Here is a 22,225-nt window from a genome sequence, read left to right on the forward strand (position 1 = left end):
GGGAGCGCAGCGACCGTTTGGCGCAGCCAAACACAGCGAGAGGAGGTGCAGCGAAGCAAACCGTAGGCGCTGCCCCCGGATGAATCCCGCAGCGAAGGAACCCGAGCCCAAGCGAGGGCCGAACGTCAGGGTAAAGCCCTTTGGTTACTTTGGGGCTTTTGCCAAAGTGACCCGCCGTAAGGGCGGAACCCTAAGCGGCCGTTACCGCAGCAACGGATCCACCCCCAAAATTGACTAAATTCCCCAACCCATGCTCTCCTACACAACTTGTTACGGGTGCCCTTCACAGGGTGAAACGGGAAACCGGTGAATCATGTGCTTTACTCAAAGCCATGTCAGTCCGGTGCTGCCCCCGCAACGGTAAGCGAGCGAAGCGTCGAATCCACTGTGCCATTGCGGCATGGGAAGGTGATGCTTGCAGGTCGGCCTGATGCCAACCCCTCGTGAGCCCGGAGACCGGCCCGCAACACACAGCGCGCATTTTGCGTCGCTGAACATAACAAACCCGCGGTGGGCGGGCGCTGTTCGAACCTCTGCGTGCCCGACTCGCAGGGGTTTCCATGCGCTCTATATCACCCGCTGACACTCCAGAGGGAAGCGCCATGTCGATCATCAGCAGCACCGGCAGCAACACCGACAAAATCTCCAGCACCGCCACCTTGAGCCAACGCCTGACCGCCGCGATCTTGGCGTCGATCCTGGGTGCAGGCCTCGTTTATTTCGCCGGTTTCTCGCACATCGAAGCGGTGCACAACGCCGCTCACGATACCCGCCACAGCGCCGCGTTCCCGTGCCACTGAGACCTGCCGACATGATCAAGCGTATCGCGCAAACCGCAGGCTTCACCGGCCTGCTGGCCGCCCTGCTGCTGACGTTGCTGCAAAGCTTCTGGGTTTCGCCACTGATTCTGCAGGCCGAAACCTTCGAGAAGTCCGAGCCGGTGGCCGTTCACGAACACGCCGCCGGTACAGCCGCACACACTCACGACGCTGAAGCCTGGGAGCCGGAAGACGGCTGGCAACGCGTGGTCTCGACCACCGGCGGCAATCTGGTAGTGGCGGTCGGTTTCGCGCTGATGCTCGCCGGCCTGTACACCCTGCGTGCACCGACCAAAACTTCGCAGGGCCTACTCTGGGGCCTGGCCGGTTACGCGACCTTCGTCCTCGCGCCGACCCTCGGCCTGCCGCCTGAACTGCCGGGCACCGCTGCCGCCGATCTGGCGTCGCGGCAAACGTGGTGGATCGGCACCGCCGCTTCCACCGCAGTCGGCCTGGCGCTGATCGTGTTCAGCCGCCACTGGCTGATGAAGCTGCTGGGCGTGGCGATCCTCGCCGTGCCGCACGTGATCGGCGCGCCGCAACCGGAAGTGCATTCGATGCTCGCCCCGGAGGCGCTGGAAACTCAGTTCAAAATCGCTTCGCAGTTGACCAACGTGGCGTTCTGGCTGGCCTTGGGCCTGATCAGCGCCTGGTTGTTCCGCCGCAAAAGCGATGGTCAGTACCACGCATGACCGATGACCGCGCAGCGCCGACCTTCGTGGTTGGCCTGGGCTGCCAGCGCGGCTGCCCGGCCAGCACGCTGCGCGCGTTACTCGATCAGGCATTGCAGGCGCATCGCATAGAACTCGAGGCGGTCAAGGCCCTGGCCAGCATCGACCTTAAACGTGATGAACCCGGTTTGCAGGAACTGGCCAGCCAACTGGCGCTGCCGCTGTTGTATTTCAGCAGCGAAGAATTGGCCATTTACCAGCAGCGACTGAGCCATCACTCGCAGATCGCCTATGAGCGCACCGGTTGCTACGGTGTGGCGGAAAGTGCCGCCCTGGCCCTGGCCGAGCAGTTGATTCAGGCACCGGCAAAGCTGCTGATTTCCCGGCAGAAATACGCTCAGGCGACACTGGCATTGGCCGGCGCTGCGTAAATTCCCGATAATCCCCCTGTTTGATCATGAGCAATCTTCATCTGAAGCGTTGCCCTGCCCCGTTTTTCACAGGATTTCTTCATGACCGTCTACTTCATCGGCGCCGGCCCCGGCGACCCGGAATTGATCACCGTCAAAGGCCAGCGGCTGATCCGCAGCTGCCCGGTGATCATCTACGCAGGCTCGCTGGTGCCGGCCGCCGTGCTCAAGGGACATCAGGCGGAAACGGTGGTCAACAGCGCCGAATTGCATCTGGAGCAGATCATTGAATTGATCACAACCGCCCACGGCAAGGGCCAGGACGTGGCGCGGGTGCACTCGGGTGATCCGAGCCTGTACGGCGCGATTGGCGAGCAGATTCGTTATCTGCGCGAGTTGAATATTCCGTTCGAAATCATCCCCGGCGTCACCGCCACCGCCGCCTGTGCAGCCTTGCTCGGCGCCGAGCTGACGCTGCCGGATGTGTCACAGAGCGTGATTCTGACCCGCTACGCGGACAAGACCGCGATGCCGGTGGGTGAGGAGTTGAGCAGTCTGGCGCAGCATGGCGCGACCATGGCGATTCACCTGGGGGTCAACCATCTGCAGAAAATCATCACTGAATTGCTGCCGCATTACGGCGCGGATTGCCCGATTGCGGTGATTCACCGGGCAACATGGCCGGATCAGGATTGGGTGGTGGGGACGCTGGAGGACATTGCGGCGAAGGTTGAGGCCAAGGGGTTTCGGCGTACGGCGTTGATTCTGGTGGGTCGGGTGCTGGGCAGTGAGGTGTTTAGCGAGTCGTCGCTGTATCGCGCGGGGCATGCGCACCTCTACAGACCCTGAATCATATGGGATTGGGTGCCAACCTGTGGCGAGGGGATTTATCCCCGATGAACTGCGCTTGCAGTTCCTTTTCTGGGGCTGCTTCGCAACCCATCGGGGATAAATCCCCTCGCCACACAATAAACAGGCACTCATTAATCAAGTGCATAAAAAAACGGCGCTCACGGGGCGCCGTTTTTCATGTTCGCAGTGAACACCTTACTCAGTAGTAGGCGTTTTCTTTCTGCGTGTGGTCGGTCACGTCGCGCACACCTTTGAGCTCTGGAATACGCTCAAGCAAGGTGCGCTCGATACCTTCCTTCAGGGTCACGTCGGCCTGGCCGCAGCCCTGGCAGCCGCCGCCGAACTGCAGCACGGCAATGCCGTCCTCGACCACATCGATCAGGCTGACCTGACCGCCGTGGCTGGCCAGCCCCGGGTTGATTTCGGTTTGCAGGTAGTAGTTGATGCGCTCGTTGACCGGGCTGTCGGCGTTGACCATCGGGACTTTGGCGTTTGGCGCCTTGATGGTCAGCTGGCCGCCCATGCGGTCGGTGGCGTAGTCGACGACGGCATCGTCGAGAAACGCTTCACTGAACGAATCGATATAAGCAGTGAAGCTTTTCAGCCCCAGCGCGGTATCTTCAGGTTTTTCTTCGCCCGGCTTGCAGTAGGCAATGCAGGTTTCGGCGTACTGGGTACCAGGCTGGGTGATGAAGACGCGGATGCCGATACCCGGGGTGTTCTGCTTGGAGAGCAGATCGGCCAGGTAATCGTGGGCGGCGTCGGTAATGGTAATAGCGGTCATGGAAACTCCTCGCAGGCTTGGGCGCAGTTTACGCCAATCATTGCGCCGGACAAAGTCCTAGTATTTTTGTCGGGAAAGATTCTCGCCCGGTACGCGTAGCGGTTCGCCATCGATCCGTGCTTTAAGCCACCGATAGCTGCGTTTTTCCACCCATTCGTAGCTCAACCATGACCCCACAGCGATGGCCACCGCGCAGACGATGAACATCAGATACGGGTTGACCCCGTAACGCCGCGCGATAAAACCGCCAACCGACAGCACCAGCACGTGCATCAGATACACCGAATAGGAACAGTCACCGAGCCATTTCATCACGCGGTTGCGCTCGACGTAGCGCTCCAGTGCCATGCACGCCATCACCAGCACCGCGCTCGGCACGCCCCAGTTCAACAGCCTTGGCGCCGGCGCCAGGTGATAGATCGCCGACAACGCGGCGCCCATCGCCAACAGTGGCTGCCACAGACCCGCACCGATCCAGCCCCGGCGATAGAGCACGCCAATGCCGATCCCCAGCAAAAATTCGTAGACGATGTCCGAACGGTAAAACTCGTTGATCCAGCCAAACGCCTGACAAACCGAAAACAGCAACGCGCCAACCACCAGCAAGCGCACCTGCCAGCGGAACGCCAGCGCGCATGCAAACAACACATAGAAGAGCATTTCGTAATTGAGCGTCCAGCCGACGTTCAGCGTCGGATAAATTCCGTAGCCGCCAGGATTTTGCGCAGGAATGAATAGCAGCGACGCGAGGAAATGCGCCCAGTCCACCGTCTGATCCGGCAACATTGGCCGGGCGAACAGCACCAGCAACGCCATCAACAGCGTGTACAGCCAGTACGCCGGGACAATGCGAAACAGCCGGTACAGCAGAAAGCGCGCGGGCGGCAGTGCTTTGCTTTCGGTGGAGAGGAAAATCACCAGACCACTGATGACGAAGAAAACATCGACGCCGACTGCGCCTTTGTCGATGAAGAACTGCCCGACCGGGCCGCGCGCCTTGAAGTCGAAAAAAATCTGCATGAAGTGATGGCAGACCACGGTCCACGCGGCAAGCGCGCGCAGGGCCTGCACTGAAATCAACATGATCGGCTCCCGTGCACAATTCCTGAATCACCTCCGGCCCCCTGTAGGAGCTGCGGCACGCTGCGATCTTTTGATCTTTGTTGTTAAAGAATCAAAAGATCGCAGCCTCGTTGCACTCGGCAGCTCCTACAGGGGCTTTGCGGTGTTGCTTGGAGTTGGGACAGCAGGTCGATCTCAACGATCAAAGATTCTCGTAGCGGTTCATGTCCAGCACGCCCTCTTCCACCGGTTCGGTTTCGTGGATGTACTGACTCAGGTCGTGAAAATAGAACCAGAATTGCGGATGACTGCGGCGAATCCCCCAGCGTTCGACGATTTTCTCGAAACGATCGGCATCCTTGGCGTTTTCCATGGCATCGACAAACTCCGGGACTTGCGCGGCCGGAATATTGAACATGAAGTTCGGGTAACTGCTGAGCACACCTGGATAAATGGTCAAGGTGTCGAGCCCTGGCTGATAGCGCAGGGATTCGCCCAACAGAAACGCCACGTTGCTGTGCGCACGGTTGCGCAGCAAGCTGTAGACCTCGCGTTTGCCGCTGCGGGTTTCGATGCGCAGCAGGGTGGCCTCCGGCAATTGGTCGATGACCTTCAGACCGGCGGCCGGTCGTGACGTCAGGCGGCTCAGCGCCTGTTCGGCGTTCTGCAACGCCGGATCAATGTTCGGCCGCGAGCAGTAGGCGCCGTCACAGCGGTTGATCGGATCCGGCCGCGCATTGAGGTCGCCGTAGCGTGCCAGCAGTTGCATGGCGAAGTCGTACTTCGGATCCTTCGGATCGAGTTTCAACCCGGTCGGCTTGTCATCATCGATGGCCTCGTAGTCGAGCCACATCTTGAACTGACCGCTGCTCTGATACCAATCGTCGAGGTAGTCCTCACGGGAATCGGCCGGCATCAGACGCAGGAAGTTCTGTTCGGCGCCGTTGCGAATCAGGTCGAAATACAGACGGGTCTGCGCCTGATGGGAGACGTTGCCGAACACATCGAAGTTGACTGCCAACTGGTAATAGGTGCGTTCCAGCAGCGGATAGTCGAACAGCCACATCGTTTGCGGCACTTCGCCGATCAGGCCTTTGGTTACCGAAGCGCTGTCGAAGTGGCGGAAAATGCTCAGCAGCGCGTTGTCGTTGCCGGCCCACAGGGTCGACCAGCTCGGCGCCGGCTGGTCAGCGTAGCTGTCGCGGCGCAGGGCTTCGTATTCGTTGCGCTTGTTGCGGTAGTTGTGCCACAGGCTCAGGACACTGCCGACGTCGTCGTTCTGCCCCGGCATTGCCAGCAACGGCGTGGCCTGGCCGCGATAGTTGGGGTCGGTGATGTACAGATCGTGTTCCGGGGCCTGGAACAGCGCCCAGAAGTTATCGCGGATCACATCCGTCGCAATCTGCCCACGGCACACCGGCCCGCGAATGAAGGTGCGGACGAAGTATTCGGCATTGTCGAGCATGAACTGGTACCGCGCCTGCGCCGGAATCGCTTCGAACGTGGCGAACGGGTTGGCCCGGCTCTGCGGCCCGTACCCCGGTAGCGCGTTGACTTGCCAGTTGCCGCTGTAGAACAGGCTCTTGACCCGCGCCATCTTCGCCGCGCTCAGCGGATAAGTGATGTGGGTCTTGTGCACGATCACTCCTTGCACTGGCCACAAGCGGTAATACACCTGAGTGCCCGGATCGTCATTCGGGCGTCGGGTGGCGATCAGGTCGATCGGCTGCCCTGTCGGCGTGCGCGAACGCACCCACTGGAAGTAGTGGCCCGGCTCGCCGTCCTTGAAATAGATATGGGCGAGGAACCAGTGTTCGAACAACCAGCGCCCGACCAGACTCTGCCGCGCGCCCGGGGTGTTGAGCAGGTTTTCCCACTGCACGATTTGCAGCGCTTCCTTGGCGCTCGGCGCCAGCCCCTGCTCGTCGATCGGCGCACCGGACGCCAGCCAGCGTTGCAGGGTCTGGTATTGCTGATCGGTCAGCCCGGTCACCGCCAGCGGCATGCCTTCTTTGGGGTGGGCGCCGGCATAGCCGTCAAACTCGGCGGGCATCGCGCACATGTTTTCCCGTTGCAGGCCGAGGACGATGTCTTCCGGCAGCTTGGCATTCGGGGTCAGCGGGGTTTTGTGGCCCAGTTCCAGCATCCGCGCCATCAACGCCGCCTGGCTGCCCTGGGCATCGAGTACCGAATAAAAGCCCTTCTGCTGCCAGGCACGTTTGCCGAAGGCGTCGTAGAACAGCCGCGTGGTCGGCGCCGCCTGAGTGCGTTCGCCGTCGTAGACCGGCATCTTGCTTGCGCCCCGCCCTGCGCCTTCGCCGCTGCCCAGATTGAGCTGGCACGCCGAGTCGTAGCAGGCGTGGCAGGCCACACACTTCTCGGTGAAGATCGGCTGGATGTCACGCGTATATGAAATAGAAGGTGAGATCGCGGGTTCCTGCGCAACGGCGCCCCAGCTTAAGAACAGCAAGAAAATGCTGATGACGCGGTACGACATGCCCTTGATCCCGATCGTGAAAAAAACGCCCGCGATTCTACAGTATGACGCTCGTACCAACATGAACGATATTCATGCAAAAGCAGCACGTGCTCCAAAAGCGCACAGGTTTGTTATGATCCCGGCCCTTCGTCATGGTCTTTTCGAGTAGTCCCAATGTCCGATCGCAGCGTCCGCCTTCAAGCTCTCAAGCAAGCCCTCAAAGAGCGCATCCTGATTCTCGACGGCGGCATGGGCACGATGATCCAGAGCTACAAGCTCGAGGAGCAGGATTATCGCGGCAAACGCTTCGCTGACTGGCCGAGCGACGTCAAGGGCAACAACGACCTGTTGGTGATCACCCGTCCGGACGTGATCGGCGGCATCGAAAAGGCTTATCTGGATGCCGGCGCCGACATTCTGGAAACCAACACCTTCAACGCCACGCGCATTTCCATGGCTGACTACGGCATGGAAGAACTGGCGTACGAATTAAACGTAGAAGGCGCGCGACTGGCGCGCAAGGTGGCCGACGCCAAGACCGCCGAGAACCCGGACAAGCCACGCTTCGTCGCCGGCGTACTCGGCCCGACCAGCCGCACCTGCTCGCTGTCGCCTGACGTGAACAATCCCGGCTACCGTAACGTCACCTTCGATGAATTGGTGGAAAACTACACCGAAGCTACCAAAGGCCTGATCGAGGGCGGCGTCGACCTGATCCTGATCGAAACCATCTTCGACACGCTCAACGCCAAAGCCGCGATCTTCGCCGTGCAAGGCGTGTTCGAAGAACTGCACATCGAACTGCCGATCATGATTTCCGGGACCATCACCGACGCGTCCGGCCGCACCCTGTCGGGCCAGACCACCGAAGCGTTCTGGAACTCGGTGGCCCACGCCAAGCCGATCTCGGTCGGCCTCAACTGCGCCCTCGGCGCCCGTGAGCTGCGTCCGTACCTGGAAGAGCTGTCGAACAAGGCCAGCACCCACGTGTCGGCGCACCCGAACGCCGGTTTGCCGAACGAATTCGGCGAGTACGACGAATTGCCGGTGGACACCGCCAAGGTCATAGAAGAATTCGCCCAAAGTGGTTTCCTCAACATCGTCGGTGGTTGCTGCGGCACCACCCCGGGCCACATCGAAGCCATCGCCAAAGCCGTCGCCGGTTACGCGCCGCGGCAGATTCCGGACATCCCCAAGGCTTGCCGCCTGTCGGGCCTGGAGCCGTTCACCATTGATCGCAGCTCGCTGTTCGTCAACGTCGGCGAGCGGACCAACATCACCGGCTCCGCGAAGTTCGCCCGTCTGATCCGTGAAGACAACTACACCGAAGCCCTGGAAGTCGCCCTGCAGCAGGTCGAGGCCGGCGCCCAGGTGATCGACATCAACATGGACGAAGGCATGCTCGATTCGAAGAAGGCCATGGTGACCTTCCTCAATCTGATCGCCGGCGAGCCGGACATCTCCCGCGTGCCGATCATGATCGACTCGTCGAAATGGGAAGTGATCGAAGCCGGCCTGAAGTGCATCCAGGGCAAGGGCATCGTCAACTCGATCAGCATGAAAGAAGGCGTCGAGCAATTCATCCATCACGCCAGACTGTGCAAACGCTACGGCGCTGCGGTGGTGGTGATGGCGTTCGACGAAGCCGGCCAGGCCGACACCGAAGCGCGCAAGAAAGAGATCTGCAAACGCTCCTACGACATTCTGGTCAACGAAGTCGGCTTCCCGCCGGAAGACATCATCTTCGACCCGAACATCTTCGCCGTGGCCACCGGTATCGAAGAACACAACAATTACGCTGTGGACTTCATCAACGCCTGTGCCTACATCCGCGACGAGCTGCCGTATGCGCTGAGTTCCGGCGGCGTGTCCAACGTGTCGTTCTCGTTCCGTGGCAACAACCCGGTGCGTGAAGCGATTCACTCGGTGTTCCTGCTGTACGCGATCCGCGCCGGCCTGACCATGGGTATCGTCAACGCCGGTCAGCTGGAGATCTACGACCAGATCCCGCAGGAGCTGCGCGACGCCGTCGAAGACGTGATCCTCAACCGCACGCCGGAAGGCACCGACGCCCTCCTCGCCATCGCCGACAAGTACAAGGGCGACGGCAGCGTCAAGGAAGCCGAGACCGAAGAGTGGCGCAGCTGGGACGTCAACAAGCGTCTGGAGCATGCGCTGGTCAAGGGCATTACCACGCACATCGTCGAAGACACCGAAGAGTCGCGCCAGTCGTTCGCGCGGCCGATCGAAGTCATCGAAGGCCCGCTGATGTCCGGCATGAACATCGTCGGCGACCTGTTCGGCGCCGGCAAAATGTTCCTGCCGCAGGTGGTGAAATCCGCCCGCGTAATGAAGCAGGCCGTGGCGCATCTGATCCCGTTCATCGAACTGGAAAAAGGCGACAAGCCGGAAGCCAAGGGCAAGATCCTGATGGCCACGGTCAAAGGCGACGTGCACGACATCGGCAAGAACATCGTCGGCGTGGTGCTGGGTTGCAACGGCTACGACATCGTCGACCTCGGCGTGATGGTTCCGGCGGAGAAAATTCTCCAGGTGGCCAAGGAAGAAAAGTGCGACATCATCGGTCTGTCCGGCCTGATCACCCCGTCGCTGGACGAGATGGTCCACGTTGCCCGGGAAATGCAGCGTCAGGATTTCCATCTGCCGCTGATGATCGGTGGCGCGACCACCTCCAAGGCGCACACCGCCGTGAAGATCGAGCCGAAGTACAGCAACGACGCAGTGGTCTACGTGACCGACGCCTCGCGTGCGGTCGGTGTCGCGACGCAGTTGCTGTCCAAAGAACTCAAGGCCGGATTCGTCGAGAAAACCCGCGCCGATTACGTCGATGTGCGTGAGCGCACCGCCAACCGCAGCGCCCGTACCGAGCGTCTGAGCTACGCGGCGGCGATCGCCAAAAAGCCACAGTTCGACTGGGCCAACTACACGCCGGTCAAACCGACCTTCACCGGCACCCGCGTGCTGGACAACATCGACCTCAACGTGCTGGCCGAATACATCGACTGGACGCCGTTCTTCATCTCCTGGGACCTGGCCGGCAAGTTTCCGCGCATCCTCGAAGACGAAGTGGTCGGTGAAGCCGCCACCGCGCTGTACAAGGATGCGCGTGAAATGCTCACCAAGCTGATCGACGAGAAGCTGATCAGCGCCCGCGCAGTGTTCGGTTTCTGGCCGGCCAATCAGGTGCACGATGACGACATCGAACTGTACGGCGATGACGGCAAGCCCATGGCGCGCCTGCATCACCTGCGTCAACAGATCATCAAGACCGACGGCAAGCCGAACTTCTCGCTGGCCGACTTCGTCGCGCCGAAAGACAGCGAAGTGATCGACTACGTCGGGGGGTTCATCACCACCGCCGGCATCGGTGCCGAAGAAGTGGCCAAGGCCTATCAGGACGCCGGCGACGACTACAACTCGATCATGGTCAAAGCCCTCGCCGACCGTCTGGCGGAAGCTTGCGCCGAATGGCTGCACCAGCAAGTGCGTAAAGAACACTGGGGTTATGCCAAGGACGAAGTGCTGGACAACGAAGCACTGATCAAAGAGCAGTACTCCGGTATCCGTCCGGCACCGGGCTACCCGGCGTGCCCGGATCACACTGAAAAGGCCACGCTGTTCACCCTGCTCGATCCTGAGGCCAGCGAAATGCGCGCGGGCCGCAGCGGCGTGTTCCTGACCGAACACTATGCGATGTTCCCCGCAGCCGCGGTCAGCGGCTGGTACTTCGCGCACCCGCAGGCGCAATACTTTGCCGTGGGCAAGGTCGACAAGGATCAGGTGCAGAGCTACACCTCGCGCAAAGGTCAGGAACTGAGCGTGACCGAGCGCTGGCTGGCGCCGAACCTCGGTTACGACGAATAAGCGCAACGGTCACTCCACGGATCAGCCGGGGAGTGACCGTTCACCAGGTTTTACGCGCCTGACGATTGCCCGGAGGAGCCGGGCATTGGTGCCTTGTCGGCAGACAAACCGATCCGTTCAATCGCCTGTCGCGTCAATTCGATGAGCCTGGCATTGCGCGCCGCTGCCTGATCAAACAACCGGCTCAGATAAAGCGGGTCGTCAGCACTCAGACCGTCGTCCTCGCCCTCCTCCATCAGCTGCACTTCATCCATTTGCCTGAACGCTTCGGGCTGCTGCTCCTTGAGGTAATCCAGCCAGTAATCGCGCTGGATCAGATCCTCCAGAAACCGGTCGGAGTGTTCCGCGTTAACCACCTCGGCCCGCGCATCGAACAACTGCTGAGGCGTTACACCGGAGGCAAATTTCATGTTTTTCGGCTGTCCGGGCAACTCCAGTCCATCCTCCCAGCCACCGGTCAGACCGATCCGGTAACCGAGACGGACTTCGGCTTCGTCAAAACCACTGCGCGCGGCCGCTGCTTTTGCCAGTTCATCGACCTTGTCCAGCCGGAACAGTTGGCGCGACAGGGACAACAAGGCCTCGCCACGAATTCCCGGGCGACCGGCCGGCAAATCGAGCAAAGCGTTGTAGGTAAAGACCTTGCTCTCCAGACCACTGAAGGTGAGGATTCGCCCGTCCACGCACGTTCCATGGGTGGCCGAGCCGGCGAAAATCACCTCGCGCAGCTCACTGTCGGCGGCGGCAGCCTCCATGACCCTCCAGACCCGTCGGGTCAGGTCGGCATTGGCCACGCGAAACTCCTGGGTGTCCTGCAATCGGTCAAGCAAATGGAAGAATGCCCCGCTGTCCGGTTCCGCAGCCAGTTGATCCCACAGCCGGTCTCGGGCGGACGCCTGTTCCGGCAGCAGATTCGCCAGCCACGGCGCCTTCTGCTGCGCATGGGACTGTTCGTCCGGGAGGGATTCGTCCGACTCGATGCTGTCCGTGGTTTCGCTGAGCCCGCCGGCAACGTCGTCAGCCATTTCCTCCAGTTCGGAACTCGAGAAACCGAGCACTCGCTGGCGGTCACCCGCCGTCTGATAGGCCCTGAGCCTTTCGAGGGACTCCTGCGACAGGTTGTAGTTGTCAGTCAGGTCGGTGCCGTCCATCAGCTCATCGTGCTGACCGTCCAGCGCCTCTTCGGGGATGGCGGCGATGTCGTTGCGACTGAGGTTCAGTGTCAGCAGGTGCTGCGCATCCAGCGCACCGGCCGGCCATTCCGCCAGGTTGTTGTTGCGCAGATCCAGACGTTGCAAATGCTCGAAATAGCTGACATCGAACGCATCGAGGTTGTTGTAGCTCAGGTCCAGAGCTTGCAGATGCTCCAGACCGGACAGCGCGGCATACAGGTGCTCGGTGTCGCCGAAGTGGTTGCTGGAAAGCTCGAGCCGCTCCAGCTGCGGCATTTGCCGGACGCCATCCGGCAGCGCTGTCAGCGCATTGCCATTAAGGGTCAGATGACGCAGGTGGGTGAACGACTTGAGAAACCCGTCGCTGCCCTCGGTCGTCACCCGAGTGCCTGTCAGGTCCAGGCTGCCGACATGCCCGAAATCCTCGGGCAGCGCCGGTAGATCGCCCAATTGCAGGCCGTTGAGATCCAGAACCGCATCGCCCCCGGCAACCGCTAATCTGGCACGCCAGCAGGTGAGGATGCGCCACGCCGCGAGGCTGCGCGACTGCGAGGAGATGACCCAGTCGGCTCCACGGGTTTCCCGGGTATACAGCCAGCCGTTGAGTCGGCGAACGAGGGTTTCGAATGTCTGACTCCAGCCCGTGATCCGCTCCTCGATCTGCACATCGGTGGCGCCATCGCTACGCAGCGCCTCGATCACTTGCATGGCTTGTTCATCGCTAAAGGCCGGCTGCAACCGCTGCAGATTCTGGCGCATGCGTGCCAGCCCGGTACTGACAGGTGCTGGCGTCAACGGCAGCAACTGGCGGGCCACGGTCAAACCGTTCTCCGCTGGAGGAAACGTCGCCGGCACCGGCTCCCGGGCAAATGCCTCCAGCGCGCCGGCAGGAAGGCCCAGTTCGTGCTCGAGCCGCAGTTGCGCCGACCGCAGCTGCGCCGACGCCGCTGCGGTCAGGGGCGCGCCGGTCAGGTTGGTGTTGAGCAGTGAGGTGCTCTCGAGCACGGCAGGTGGCAGCGTGCTGATACGGGTCTCGCGCAGGTCCAGCCACGACAGTTGCGGCAAGCCTTCTGCGCCTGCCGGCCAATGTTGCAGGTGCGTACGCTGCAGGTCGAGGGCCTTCAAGCGCTGCAGACTGCCGACGTTCAAATCGCTCAGCGGATTGTTGCGCAGATTCAGTTGTTCGAGCGCAGGCAATTCACCCAATCCGCTCTGCAGGCGCGAACTGTCGGTCAACAGATTGTCGGCGAGGTCCAGGTGCATCAGGCGCGAAAGACGCTGCGACTCGATCGGCCATTCGTGCAAGGCATTGTTACTCAGATCAAGGGTGCGGACTTCGCTGAAAGCGCTGATGAAACCGCGCATCTGCGCACCGGCAACCCGCTGGCCATTGAGCAGCAGCGTGCGTACATGCGCAAAGGCGTCTGCCGGCAACACCGGAAGTTCGCTGAGCCTCAACCCCGACAAATCCACGGTCGAGGCGCTGATCGTTGCGCCATAGCGCTTGAACAGTCCGTTGCGCCAACTGGCTTTGAGAACATGCGCCAGGTTTGATCGCGCGATCAGTTCGGACAGCGATTCTGCCGACACCACCAGGCGCTGCTGCCACTGACTGAGTTCACGTTCCAGCGCAGCATATTGATCGCTCAAGGCATTGATGGCGGTGAAACGCTGCTGCTCATCCGGCCATTGCTCGAAGAAACGATGGAATATGCCCTCGGTGGATTGATGCACACCCTCGCCCAGACGCCGCAACTCGCCGCGACAATAATCCCTGACCATCGTCTCTCGATCGATCAGGTGTTCCGGCAGGCTTTTGGCGTATTCGTACACGCCCGCGAAGTTTTCCCGGGAGAATTTTGACCAGTCCAGCGACAGCCCCGACCAGAGTTTTTCGTGCCCTTGCAACAGCTTGGCGGGCACGGTGCTGATGCTTGTATCCCTGAGGTTCAGACGCTCCAGGGCCGGCAACTCCAGCGCACCCGCAGGCCAGTCGAACAATGAATAGGCGACGATGTCCAGGCTGCGCAAATTGCGCATGCCGCTGACGTCGAACGCCAGTGACTGGTAACTCGAGGTACTGACACTCAATGCTTCAAGTCGGGTCAATTGAGCCAGGCGTGCCGGCATGTCGGCGGCATAGGGCATCGCGCCGTAGAGCGTCAGGTCAGTCAGTTCCGGCATGTTCTGCAGCACCGTCGGGACGTTGGTAAACGTTTCTGCGGTGCCATTGATGCGCAGCGCCTTGAGCCTGGGGAAACGGCTCAACAGTGCATCGCCGTTGGCATCGGTGATGCAACGCCCTCTGATGCGCAGGTCGCGAACATGCGAGAAATCTGCCGTCAGCTCCGGCAACGGCTCGTCGCACGTCAGATCGAGGCGTGCGGCACTCGCCTGACTCTCGGCCAGCGGCGCATGGCGCCAGCTCTGCTTGAGGCTGCGCACGACGCTGGATTTGCCGCCGATCATCGATTGCAGCGTCGGCTCCGGAGAAGGCACACCTTCCCATTGCGCCAGTGTCGATTCGAGCGCCTGCCATTCACGCAGGCGCCGTTGCAACATCTCGTAGATCTGCGCGTCAGTCCGCCCGGCGGCCAATTGCTTGAGGATGAACCCGCCCGCCTGCTGATCGGTGAGCGCCGGATACACGTCCTGCACGCGCGTCACCAGCAGCGGGTTCACGCCTTCGCCGCGACCGCTGGCGTAATAACCCAGGCCATGCTGGCGCACCCGCACCGGCGCCTTGAAGCGTTGCTTGTGGCCATGGCGCCTGCTCGCTAGCCGAGCCAGTTCGGTGCGATGGCGGGCCACATACTCGATCACTGCCCGGCGCAGTCCGGCCCTACGCGAAACCTCAGCAAAACCCAGAGCCTGTCGCGTCTGATCGGGCAACGCATGGAGGATCGAGGCAAAAAAGTTGTCCCCGCGCCGCGGGACGCCGTTGAGCGCTTCCCCGTGCGCGTTGTACGCCTGATAGACCGGCCCGCGCTTGACCAGATACTGGGTCTGGCCGGCGCTTTCGCTGCCGATGCTATCGATCAACGGCCCGTCGACACTGCCTTCGCGTACTTCCAGACGCACTTCGTCCGACCAGCCCGGCAGCCGCTCCAAAGCGCGCAAGGCCAGCCATTGGCTGTCGCCGCCGGCCGAATTTTCCATGTGCAGACCGGCAATCGCATGGTTGAAACGCCGCTGCCGGGCATATTCACGGGAGATCTCCAGCAGCCGCAACGGTACCCGCCCACCGTTTTGCAGACGCGTCAGTTCCTCGTCGTTCGCCTCGAGCAGCACACGGATTGACGCCGAGCTGCCCAGCCCCGGTGTGGCGGCTTGTAGCCTGGCGATTCGCGGGTCGTTCAACGCGGGTTCGTCATACAGCCTGTCGAACATCGCCGGCTGCCGGGTTCGCAGGTAATCGGCGATCTGTTTGCGCAACTCCAGCGGCCGGGATTCCATGACTCGCGCTGGCTCCGCGCCCAGCAACCAAACAGTTTGCGGCTCATCCAGCGTTGCCAGAATGCGCTCAGGCAGTTGGCCGTCGAGCACGTCGGCGCGGGTGATCCGGATCGGCGCACGCGTCGGGCCCTCGATTGCACCTGACTGCGCGCCGAACAGACGGCTGGGCCCGGACAACTGCGGTCCGTCGAAGACTTCCAGCATCTGCCCGCTCGGCCAGCGCGGCATTTGCGTAAGCATGGGCAGCGTCAGCAGGTACGAATCGTCAAGCCTGGTTCCTCGTTCGACCTGATCGATCAAACGCCCGACCTGCTGATTCGCCTCATACAGGCGCAAGGTATCGGCCAGGGCCAGTGGCGCCGGCTGGTGATCGAGGTGCATCTGGCGCAGGGCATCATCACTGACACCACTGAGGTCGGCGATTTCGAGCAATTGCTCATCCGAAAATGCGTCAGTCGAGTGACCGATGCGCCGCAGCAAGGTCAGTCGATCCCAGTGCAGCGGCCGCTCGTGGGTGTGGCGCCAGGCGCCCATTCGATTGTGCTCGAGGATCGGTTGATACGCCGACGGATCCTGCGGGTGGAGGATGCGCCAGTTATTCAGGTTCTCGTCGTAGTGCGTCTGATAGAGCTTGCCCTGCTGGCGAATGAACGTCTTGCCGTCGAACCGATACACGCCTTGCGCGTCGGGCCCGACAGTCGCTGGCAGGACAATATCGCTGGCGTAGGCATCGAGGTCGGGTTTCCACAGGCGAACCGAGCCGTCGGGCCGCTCGACCGGTTGCAGGTGCTCGATCACGGGTTCGGCGGAGGCCGCTCGCAGTCGGCTTACGCCCTTGCCCACAGCGCCCATTACGCCAATCAGCGCCAGGTTCTGCGCCACATCGACCAGATGCGCCTTGGCAGCCTGACGATCGCCTTCCGACCATTCGATGGCGCCTTCGAAGGACTCGTAGAGCAGTTGCCCCGCCATCACGGTCATCATGATTTCGCCCAGCACCGGTACGAACATCGACACCATGTTCAACCCCAGCATGCCGAGTTCGAGCAAATGACTGAGTTTGGCTGCGCGGACCCGGGCATCGACATCCGCCGTTGGGACGGCATGGGCGCGCGCGTCGGCGATGAATTTGGCCCGGTGCTGTTCGTAAAGGTATTGCCACAAATCGGTGTTGGCGCCCCAGATCCCGGCAACGTCCTGGCGCGTGATGGCAAACGGGTCGAGATACGGGTCAGGGTGTGGCTCGCGCTTGCCGGGGACTTCGGGTGGCAACTCCTTGATCTGCACGATAGTGGACAGCGGCGGTATCAGCTGTGCGACCTTGACCCAGATCGAATGCAACGGGTCACTCGGGGCGTCCGCAGCCTTTTGGGTGAACTGACTGAAATAGTAAGGGCGGTCGGCGTAGGCCACGAACTGACTGAAAAACCGCTGGTAAGCGGTCGGTCCTTGTCCGGTAGCCGTAGTGTCGGTCGCCGTGAATTTGCGTTTGAACACCTCCCGCATCTGCGCGCTGCTGTAACGCTTGAGCGGGTGTTGCGGGTCATGGGGAATGTAGACGATGAATTCGTTGGTGTAGCGGTAGCGCTCGCTGATGCTGAACACGACGCAACCGGTCATCCGCCGCTTCATCAGGCTCAGATCGCGAAACCACACGGCCTTGCCGCCAAGTTGCGGGTGGATCTGACCGTCCACCACCGACAGAATCATCCGGTAGTCGGCAGGCTCGATGTCCTTTTTCAGCAGCGCCCATTGCGCGGCGGCACGCAGCGCGGCTTTCTGACTGGCAATGAACTGTCCACGCAAGGTGTCGTTGTTCTCGAAAAACGCTTTGATCCGTGTCTGATAACGCGCACCGACGTCGAGTGAACGACACAGCGTCAGAAACTGACTGACCGAGATGCCGATTTCTGCGGCCTGAAACTCGCCGGGGGTCGCTGTCTCGACCACGAAACCGGATTGGGCGTGATAGGCCCCTGCTTCACATTCCCAGGCCTCGAAGTTGTGCAGTGCCGCTTGCAGCAATGGCAGTTTCAACACTTCGAAGGTGGACACTTCCACCTCCAGCACTCCGAGTTCGAGGGGCCGTCTGAGACACAGCAAGGTCTTGCCGAGATCGACCGTGACGTTGAACTGATCCTTGAGGGCCTCACCAAGCAACGTTTGGGCAAATGCCTCGACGCTTTCGAGGCCGGCCATGGTCTTGTCGAGTCGGGTCTGGGCGACAAAGGCAGCCGTGACCTGGTCTTTCAAGGCTTGTTGCTGTTTCTGCGGGAATTCGTGATAGCCGGGCGGTGGACGGGTACTGGCCGCTTTCATCGCTGATTGCCGGGCTGGCGAGGCGGCAATCAGCCAATCGGGGATCATCTGCTCAAGCAACCTGCCGTGGACGCTGGCGCTGACGGGTGCACGGGGCAACGTCGGGGAATGATGGGACATCCTGTCTCTCCTGAATAATGGGAGCACAGGACACCATGTCCGCCGCAGTGACCTGCGGTACATAGTTATCGCACGGCCGTGGACGTATGACCGGACACGTCAGGATCCCCCGTGCGACCACGGCACAACCGGCAGGATTGACTATGCTGTCGGGACAGCCTTTCGGACGGGGGATTTATGGACGATCCAGTCGACAACAAACCACCGAGCTTCTGGCAGATGCTGCACAGCGTGATGGCGGCGGCATTTGGCGTGCAAAGCGGGAAGAATCGGGCAAGGGACTTCACCCATGGCAAGCCCAGCCATTTCGTGATCCTGGGGATCGGCTTCACCGCCGTGTTCGCCCTGACCCTGTTTGCCATCGTCAAACTGGTGCTGCATTTCGCCGGGGTCTGAGGGCTGTCAGTGCATCAGGGTCTGCAGCTCGAACGGGTAACGATACGAGGCCGGACGCCCCTTGGCGGACAGCTTGCGAAAGCTCACCCCGTAACCCGGTGTCGAGCCCATGGCCAGAATCTGCCGGGCCTGATGCTTGTCGATCAGTTGCAGCAACGGCACCTGGCGATCACGACCGCCGTAACGGGCCAGGTCGACGCCCTGGTCATAGTCATGCAATTCCACCAGCGCCCAGCCGCCGAGGGTGAAATGACCGCCCACCAGTGCGCTCAGGCGTCCATCGATCACGGCCTGCAACGCCTCGGATGAGGTATTGACCGCACTGAACAGCACGTCCTTGCCCGGCACCTTGCCCGCTTCGGCAAATGCGCGCATGGCGCCGAACGCCATCTCGTCATTCGCCGACCACACCAGTGACACCTTCGGATACCGGCTGACCAGTTGCCGCGCCTGTTCGTAGGCGCGCTGCCGTGTCCAGCCGCTGTACACCAGTTGTCGCAGGCGCACCTGAGGATGTTCGGCCAAGGCGCGCTGCATGCCGCGCTCGCGCAATTGCGCCGACGGCGTGATCTTCAGGCCGGAAAACGCCAACACCTCGATCGGCTCGTCTCGCGCCACTGGCGGATGCAAGCGAATCAGCTCTTTCATCATCAGGTAGCCGCCCTCCTCGTCATTGGGCACCAGGCTGCCAATGCGATCGGCACGCTCGCCGACCAGCGCCTGCTGATCGGCGGTCAGCACCGCGTTGACCATGAACAGCTTGACCCCGCTGCCTTCCGCCAGCCGCAGGATCTGTGGTGCAACGTACTGCTCGTTGACAAACATCAGGTAGTCGGGACGGTTCGGTCCCTGCAGGGCAATCCTGGCCTGGGCCACGGTGAGTTCGGGCTGGCGTCGGGAATAGAGGATCTGCAAATCGACGCCAAGGTCGTGGGCCGCCGCTTGCATGAATTGCGAATAGCTGACCCAGAACGCTTCCTGAGTCGTACCCGGGTTGAGGAACAGCACCGACTCGGCCCGGGCTGCGGATCCGAAAACCGCACCGAACAGCAGGAGGCTGAGGCAGAAAAACTTCAACATGAAAGACCCGGGCCCAAGGAAAAATGGCCGCGCATTATAGCCCCCGAATCAGCGGCTATTGACGCCTGATCCCGTTTTTTGTCCGACAATCGTCGGAAGCGGACCCGGATCGGTCGTTTACTGATGGCTGACCCAGAATACCGCTGTCCCTACGACCAGAATAATCAGGAACAGAATGGCCCATGCATCGACACTGCTATCGCTTTTCTTTGCCTTGGTCGGATTGCTCATTGCATCGCCTCTTGTCGGTTTTATCGGTGATTGCAGAAAGACTCGATCACAGTTAAGACGATGATTGTCCCCGCGACAAATGTGGGTTAATCAACAACTATTCTCGTTAGGCGATTTGGTTCTTTACATATACTCAAACATCACTTTTGCGCATAACTGCAAACGGGTATATTGCCCCGGCTCCGTTAGGGAGTGCGCGGCCGTGCGCGCGTAATTGCAGAGGCACCATCGGACTCCAGCAAGCGAAAACGCAGCGTTTTCCGAGTAGCCCAAAGCCTGAGAACAGGACTTATATGTACGTATACGACGAGTACGATCAGCGGATCATCGAGGACCGCGTCAAGCAGTTCCGTGATCAGACCCGACGCTATCTGGCAGGTGAGCTGAGCGAAGAAGAATTCCGCCCCCTGCGCCTGCAAAATGGCCTGTACATCCAGCGTTTTGCGCCGATGTTGCGCGTGGCGGTGCCTTACGGCCAACTGACTTCCCGTCAGGTGCGCATGATGGCGAAGATTGCCCGTGACTACGACAAGGGCTACGCCCACATCAGTACCCGGCAGAACGTGCAGTTCAACTGGCCGGCGGTGGAAGACATTCCGGACATCCTCGCGGAACTGGCCACCGTGCAAATGCACGCGATCCAGACCAGCGGCAACTGCCTGCGCAACGTCACCACCGACCAGTTCGCCGGTGTCGCCGCCGATGAGGTGATCGACCCGCGCCCATGGTGCGAAATCGTCCGTCAGTGGACTACATTCCACCCGGAATTCGCCTACCTGCCACGCAAATTCAAGATTGCCGTCAACGGTTCGACCGCTGACCGTGCCGCCATCGAAGTTCACGACATCGGCCTGGAGCCGGTCCACAACGCCGCCGGCGAACTGGGTTTCCGTGTACTGGTCGGCGGTGGCCTGGGCCGTACTCCGGTGGTCGGCGCCTTCATCAACGAGTTCCTGCCGTGGCAGGACCTGTTGAGCTACCTCGACGCCATCCTGCGTGTGTACAACCGCTATGGCCGTCGCGACAACAAATACAAGGCGCGGATCAAGATCCTCGTCAAGGCGCTGACCCCCGAAGTCTTCGCGCAAAAAGTCGATGCCGAGATGGAGCACCTGCGCGGCGGCCAGACCACACTGACCGAAGCCGAGCTGCATCGCGTCGCCAAACACTTCGTCGATCCGGACTACAAGGCGCTGGAGAACCAGACCGCGGCCCTGGCCGAACTCGACAAGGAGCATCCGGGTTTCGCCCGCTGGCGTTCGCGCAACACCCTGGCGCACAAAAAGCCGGGCTATGTCGCGGTGACCCTGTCGCTGAAACCGACCGGCGTTGCCCCGGGCGACATCACCGACAAGCAGCTCGACGCCGTCGCCGACCTGGCCGAGCGCTACAGCTTCGGCCAACTGCGCACGTCCCACGAGCAGAACATCATTCTGGCCGACGTCGAGCAGAGCCAGTTGTTCACCCTGTGGGGCGAACTGCGTGAAAGCGGTTTCGCCACGCCAAACATCGGCCTGCTGACCGACATCATCTGCTGCCCTGGCGGTGATTTCTGCTCGCTGGCCAACGCCAAGTCGATCCCGATCGCCGAATCGATCCAGCGCCGTTTCGACGACCTGGATTACCTGTTCGACATCGGTGAGCTGGACCTGAACATCTCCGGCTGCATGAACGCCTGTGGTCACCACCACGTCGGTCACATCGGCATTCTCGGGGTGGACAAGAAAGGTGAAGAGTTCTACCAGGTATCCCTCGGTGGCAGCGCCAGCCGTGACGCGAGCCTGGGCAAGATTCTCGGCCCGTCCTTTGCTCAGGACGACATGCCGGACGTGATCTCGAAGCTGATCGATGTGTACGTTGAACAACGTACCGAGGACGAGCGCTTCATCGACACCTACCAGCGTATTGGCATCGACCTCTTCAAGGAACGCGTCTATGCAGCGAATCATTAAGAACAACGAAGTCGTCGACGAAACCTGGCACCTGCTGCCGAAAGATTTCAACATCGACGACATCAGCAATTGCGACGATCTGATCGTTCCTTTGCAGCTTTGGCGTGAACACAGCCGCATGCTCAAGGCCCGCGACGGCGGGCTGGGTGTGTGGCTGGACGCTGATGAAGAAGCCGAGGAAATCGGTGACGACGTCGCGCAGTTCCAGGTGATTGCCCTGAACTTCCCGGCCTTCACCGACGGCCGCAACTACTCCAACGCCCGCCTGCTGCGCGACCGTTACGGTTTCAAAGGCGAACTGCGGGCGATTGGCGATGTGCTGCGTGACCAGTTGTTCTACATGCACCGCTGCGGTTTCGACGCGTTCGCCTTGCGCGCCGACAAAGACCCGTACGAAGCACTGGAAAGCCTGAAGGACTTCTCGGTCACTTATCAGGCCGCCACCGACGAACCGCTGCCGCTGTTCCGTCGTCGCTGATCGAAAAACGCCTTGAGCCTGCAATCGGGCTCAAGGCGTTGTTCATTCCGGGCGTTAACG

At 61.1% G+C, this 22,225-nt stretch carries 13 protein-coding genes and 1 riboswitch; of the genes, 8 read left to right on the forward strand and 5 right to left on the reverse strand.

The genetic code is table 11. From position 1 onward, the window contains the following. The first annotated feature begins 257 nt into the window (after positions 1 to 257). A riboswitch (cobalamin riboswitch) is annotated at positions 258 to 479 on the forward strand. 123 nt (positions 480 to 602) lie between these two features. The 4 genes from ACTJKS_RS19415 to cobM all read left to right on the forward strand — a co-directional run bounded on the left by ACTJKS_RS19415 (position 603) and on the right by cobM (position 2,748). After that, positions 603 to 800 carry a CbtB domain-containing protein gene (locus tag ACTJKS_RS19415; protein WP_108182846.1) on the forward strand — a complete coding sequence of 66 codons (198 nt, stop codon included), beginning with the start codon at positions 603 to 605 and terminating at the stop codon, positions 798 to 800. Positions 801 to 811: 11 nt separating this feature from the next. Beyond that, positions 812 to 1,510, forward strand: a complete 699-nt coding sequence (locus ACTJKS_RS19420; protein WP_103366942.1) for a CbtA family protein — start codon at positions 812 to 814, stop codon at positions 1,508 to 1,510. Further along, the gene (locus ACTJKS_RS19425) at positions 1,507 to 1,920 is read left to right on the forward strand and encodes a cobalamin biosynthesis protein (RefSeq protein WP_108182847.1); all 414 of its coding nucleotides are present in this window, start codon (positions 1,507 to 1,509) and stop codon (positions 1,918 to 1,920) included. The genes ACTJKS_RS19420 and ACTJKS_RS19425 overlap by 4 nt, the downstream gene beginning before the upstream one ends. Positions 1,921 to 2,001: 81 nt before the next feature. Beyond that, entirely contained in the window at positions 2,002 to 2,748 is a 747-nt protein-coding gene (cobM, locus tag ACTJKS_RS19430) for a precorrin-4 C(11)-methyltransferase (RefSeq protein WP_108182848.1), read from the forward strand. Positions 2,749 to 2,950: 202 nt separating this feature from the next. On the opposite strand, the gene nfuA is transcribed toward cobM, so the two are convergent. From nfuA to ACTJKS_RS19445, 3 genes are all read right to left on the reverse strand, one after another. After that, positions 2,951 to 3,535: a Fe-S biogenesis protein NfuA gene (gene nfuA / locus ACTJKS_RS19435; RefSeq protein ID WP_003225494.1), complete on the reverse strand. Its 585-nt coding sequence runs from the start codon at positions 3,533 to 3,535 to the stop codon at positions 2,951 to 2,953. A 57-nt stretch (positions 3,536 to 3,592) separates the two neighbouring features. Then, complete coding sequence (locus ACTJKS_RS19440; RefSeq protein ID WP_262947924.1) at positions 3,593 to 4,618, reverse strand: acyltransferase family protein; 1,026 nt, start codon at positions 4,616 to 4,618, stop codon at positions 3,593 to 3,595. Positions 4,619 to 4,799: 181 nt separating this feature from the next. Beyond that, positions 4,800 to 7,094 carry a fatty acid cis/trans isomerase gene (locus tag ACTJKS_RS19445; RefSeq protein ID WP_262947925.1) on the reverse strand — a complete coding sequence of 765 codons (2,295 nt, stop codon included), beginning with the start codon at positions 7,092 to 7,094 and terminating at the stop codon, positions 4,800 to 4,802. A gap of 156 nt (positions 7,095 to 7,250) precedes the next feature. On the opposite strand from ACTJKS_RS19445, the gene metH reads away from it, so the two are divergent. Then, positions 7,251 to 10,961 (forward strand): methionine synthase, encoded by a 3,711-nt coding sequence (metH, locus tag ACTJKS_RS19450; RefSeq protein ID WP_262947926.1) that lies wholly within the window; start codon positions 7,251 to 7,253, stop codon positions 10,959 to 10,961. 50 nt (positions 10,962 to 11,011) lie between these two features. On the opposite strand, the gene ACTJKS_RS19455 is transcribed toward metH, so the two are convergent. Continuing rightward, a complete protein-coding gene (locus tag ACTJKS_RS19455) occupies positions 11,012 to 18,028 on the reverse strand; it encodes an NEL-type E3 ubiquitin ligase domain-containing protein (protein WP_440828977.1) in 7,017 nt (2,338 codons plus the stop codon). A gap of 177 nt (positions 18,029 to 18,205) precedes the next feature. Here ACTJKS_RS19455 and ACTJKS_RS19460 point away from each other — a divergent pair, with 177 nt between their 5' ends. Next, on the forward strand, positions 18,206 to 18,424 hold the full coding sequence (locus ACTJKS_RS19460; protein WP_025112547.1) for a DUF2970 domain-containing protein: 219 nt from the start codon (positions 18,206 to 18,208) through the stop codon (positions 18,422 to 18,424). A 6-nt stretch (positions 18,425 to 18,430) separates the two neighbouring features. Here the strand turns inward: ACTJKS_RS19460 and ACTJKS_RS19465 are convergent, their stop codons facing one another. Then, on the reverse strand, positions 18,431 to 19,504 hold the full coding sequence (locus ACTJKS_RS19465; protein WP_262947928.1) for an ABC transporter substrate-binding protein: 1,074 nt from the start codon (positions 19,502 to 19,504) through the stop codon (positions 18,431 to 18,433). A gap of 524 nt (positions 19,505 to 20,028) precedes the next feature. Here ACTJKS_RS19465 and ACTJKS_RS19470 point away from each other — a divergent pair. Then, complete coding sequence (locus tag ACTJKS_RS19470) at positions 20,029 to 21,687, forward strand: nitrite/sulfite reductase (protein ID WP_041072694.1); 1,659 nt, start codon at positions 20,029 to 20,031, stop codon at positions 21,685 to 21,687. Further along, on the forward strand, positions 21,671 to 22,165 hold the full coding sequence (locus tag ACTJKS_RS19475) for a DUF934 domain-containing protein (RefSeq protein ID WP_041072696.1): 495 nt from the start codon (positions 21,671 to 21,673) through the stop codon (positions 22,163 to 22,165). Before ACTJKS_RS19470 ends, ACTJKS_RS19475 begins: the two co-directional genes overlap by 17 nt. The last annotated feature ends 60 nt before the right edge of the window (positions 22,166 to 22,225 follow it).

It is taken from the genome of Pseudomonas sp. 22189 (genome assembly GCF_052045635.1).
Taxonomy (GTDB): domain Bacteria; phylum Pseudomonadota; class Gammaproteobacteria; order Pseudomonadales; family Pseudomonadaceae; genus Aquipseudomonas; species Aquipseudomonas parakoreensis.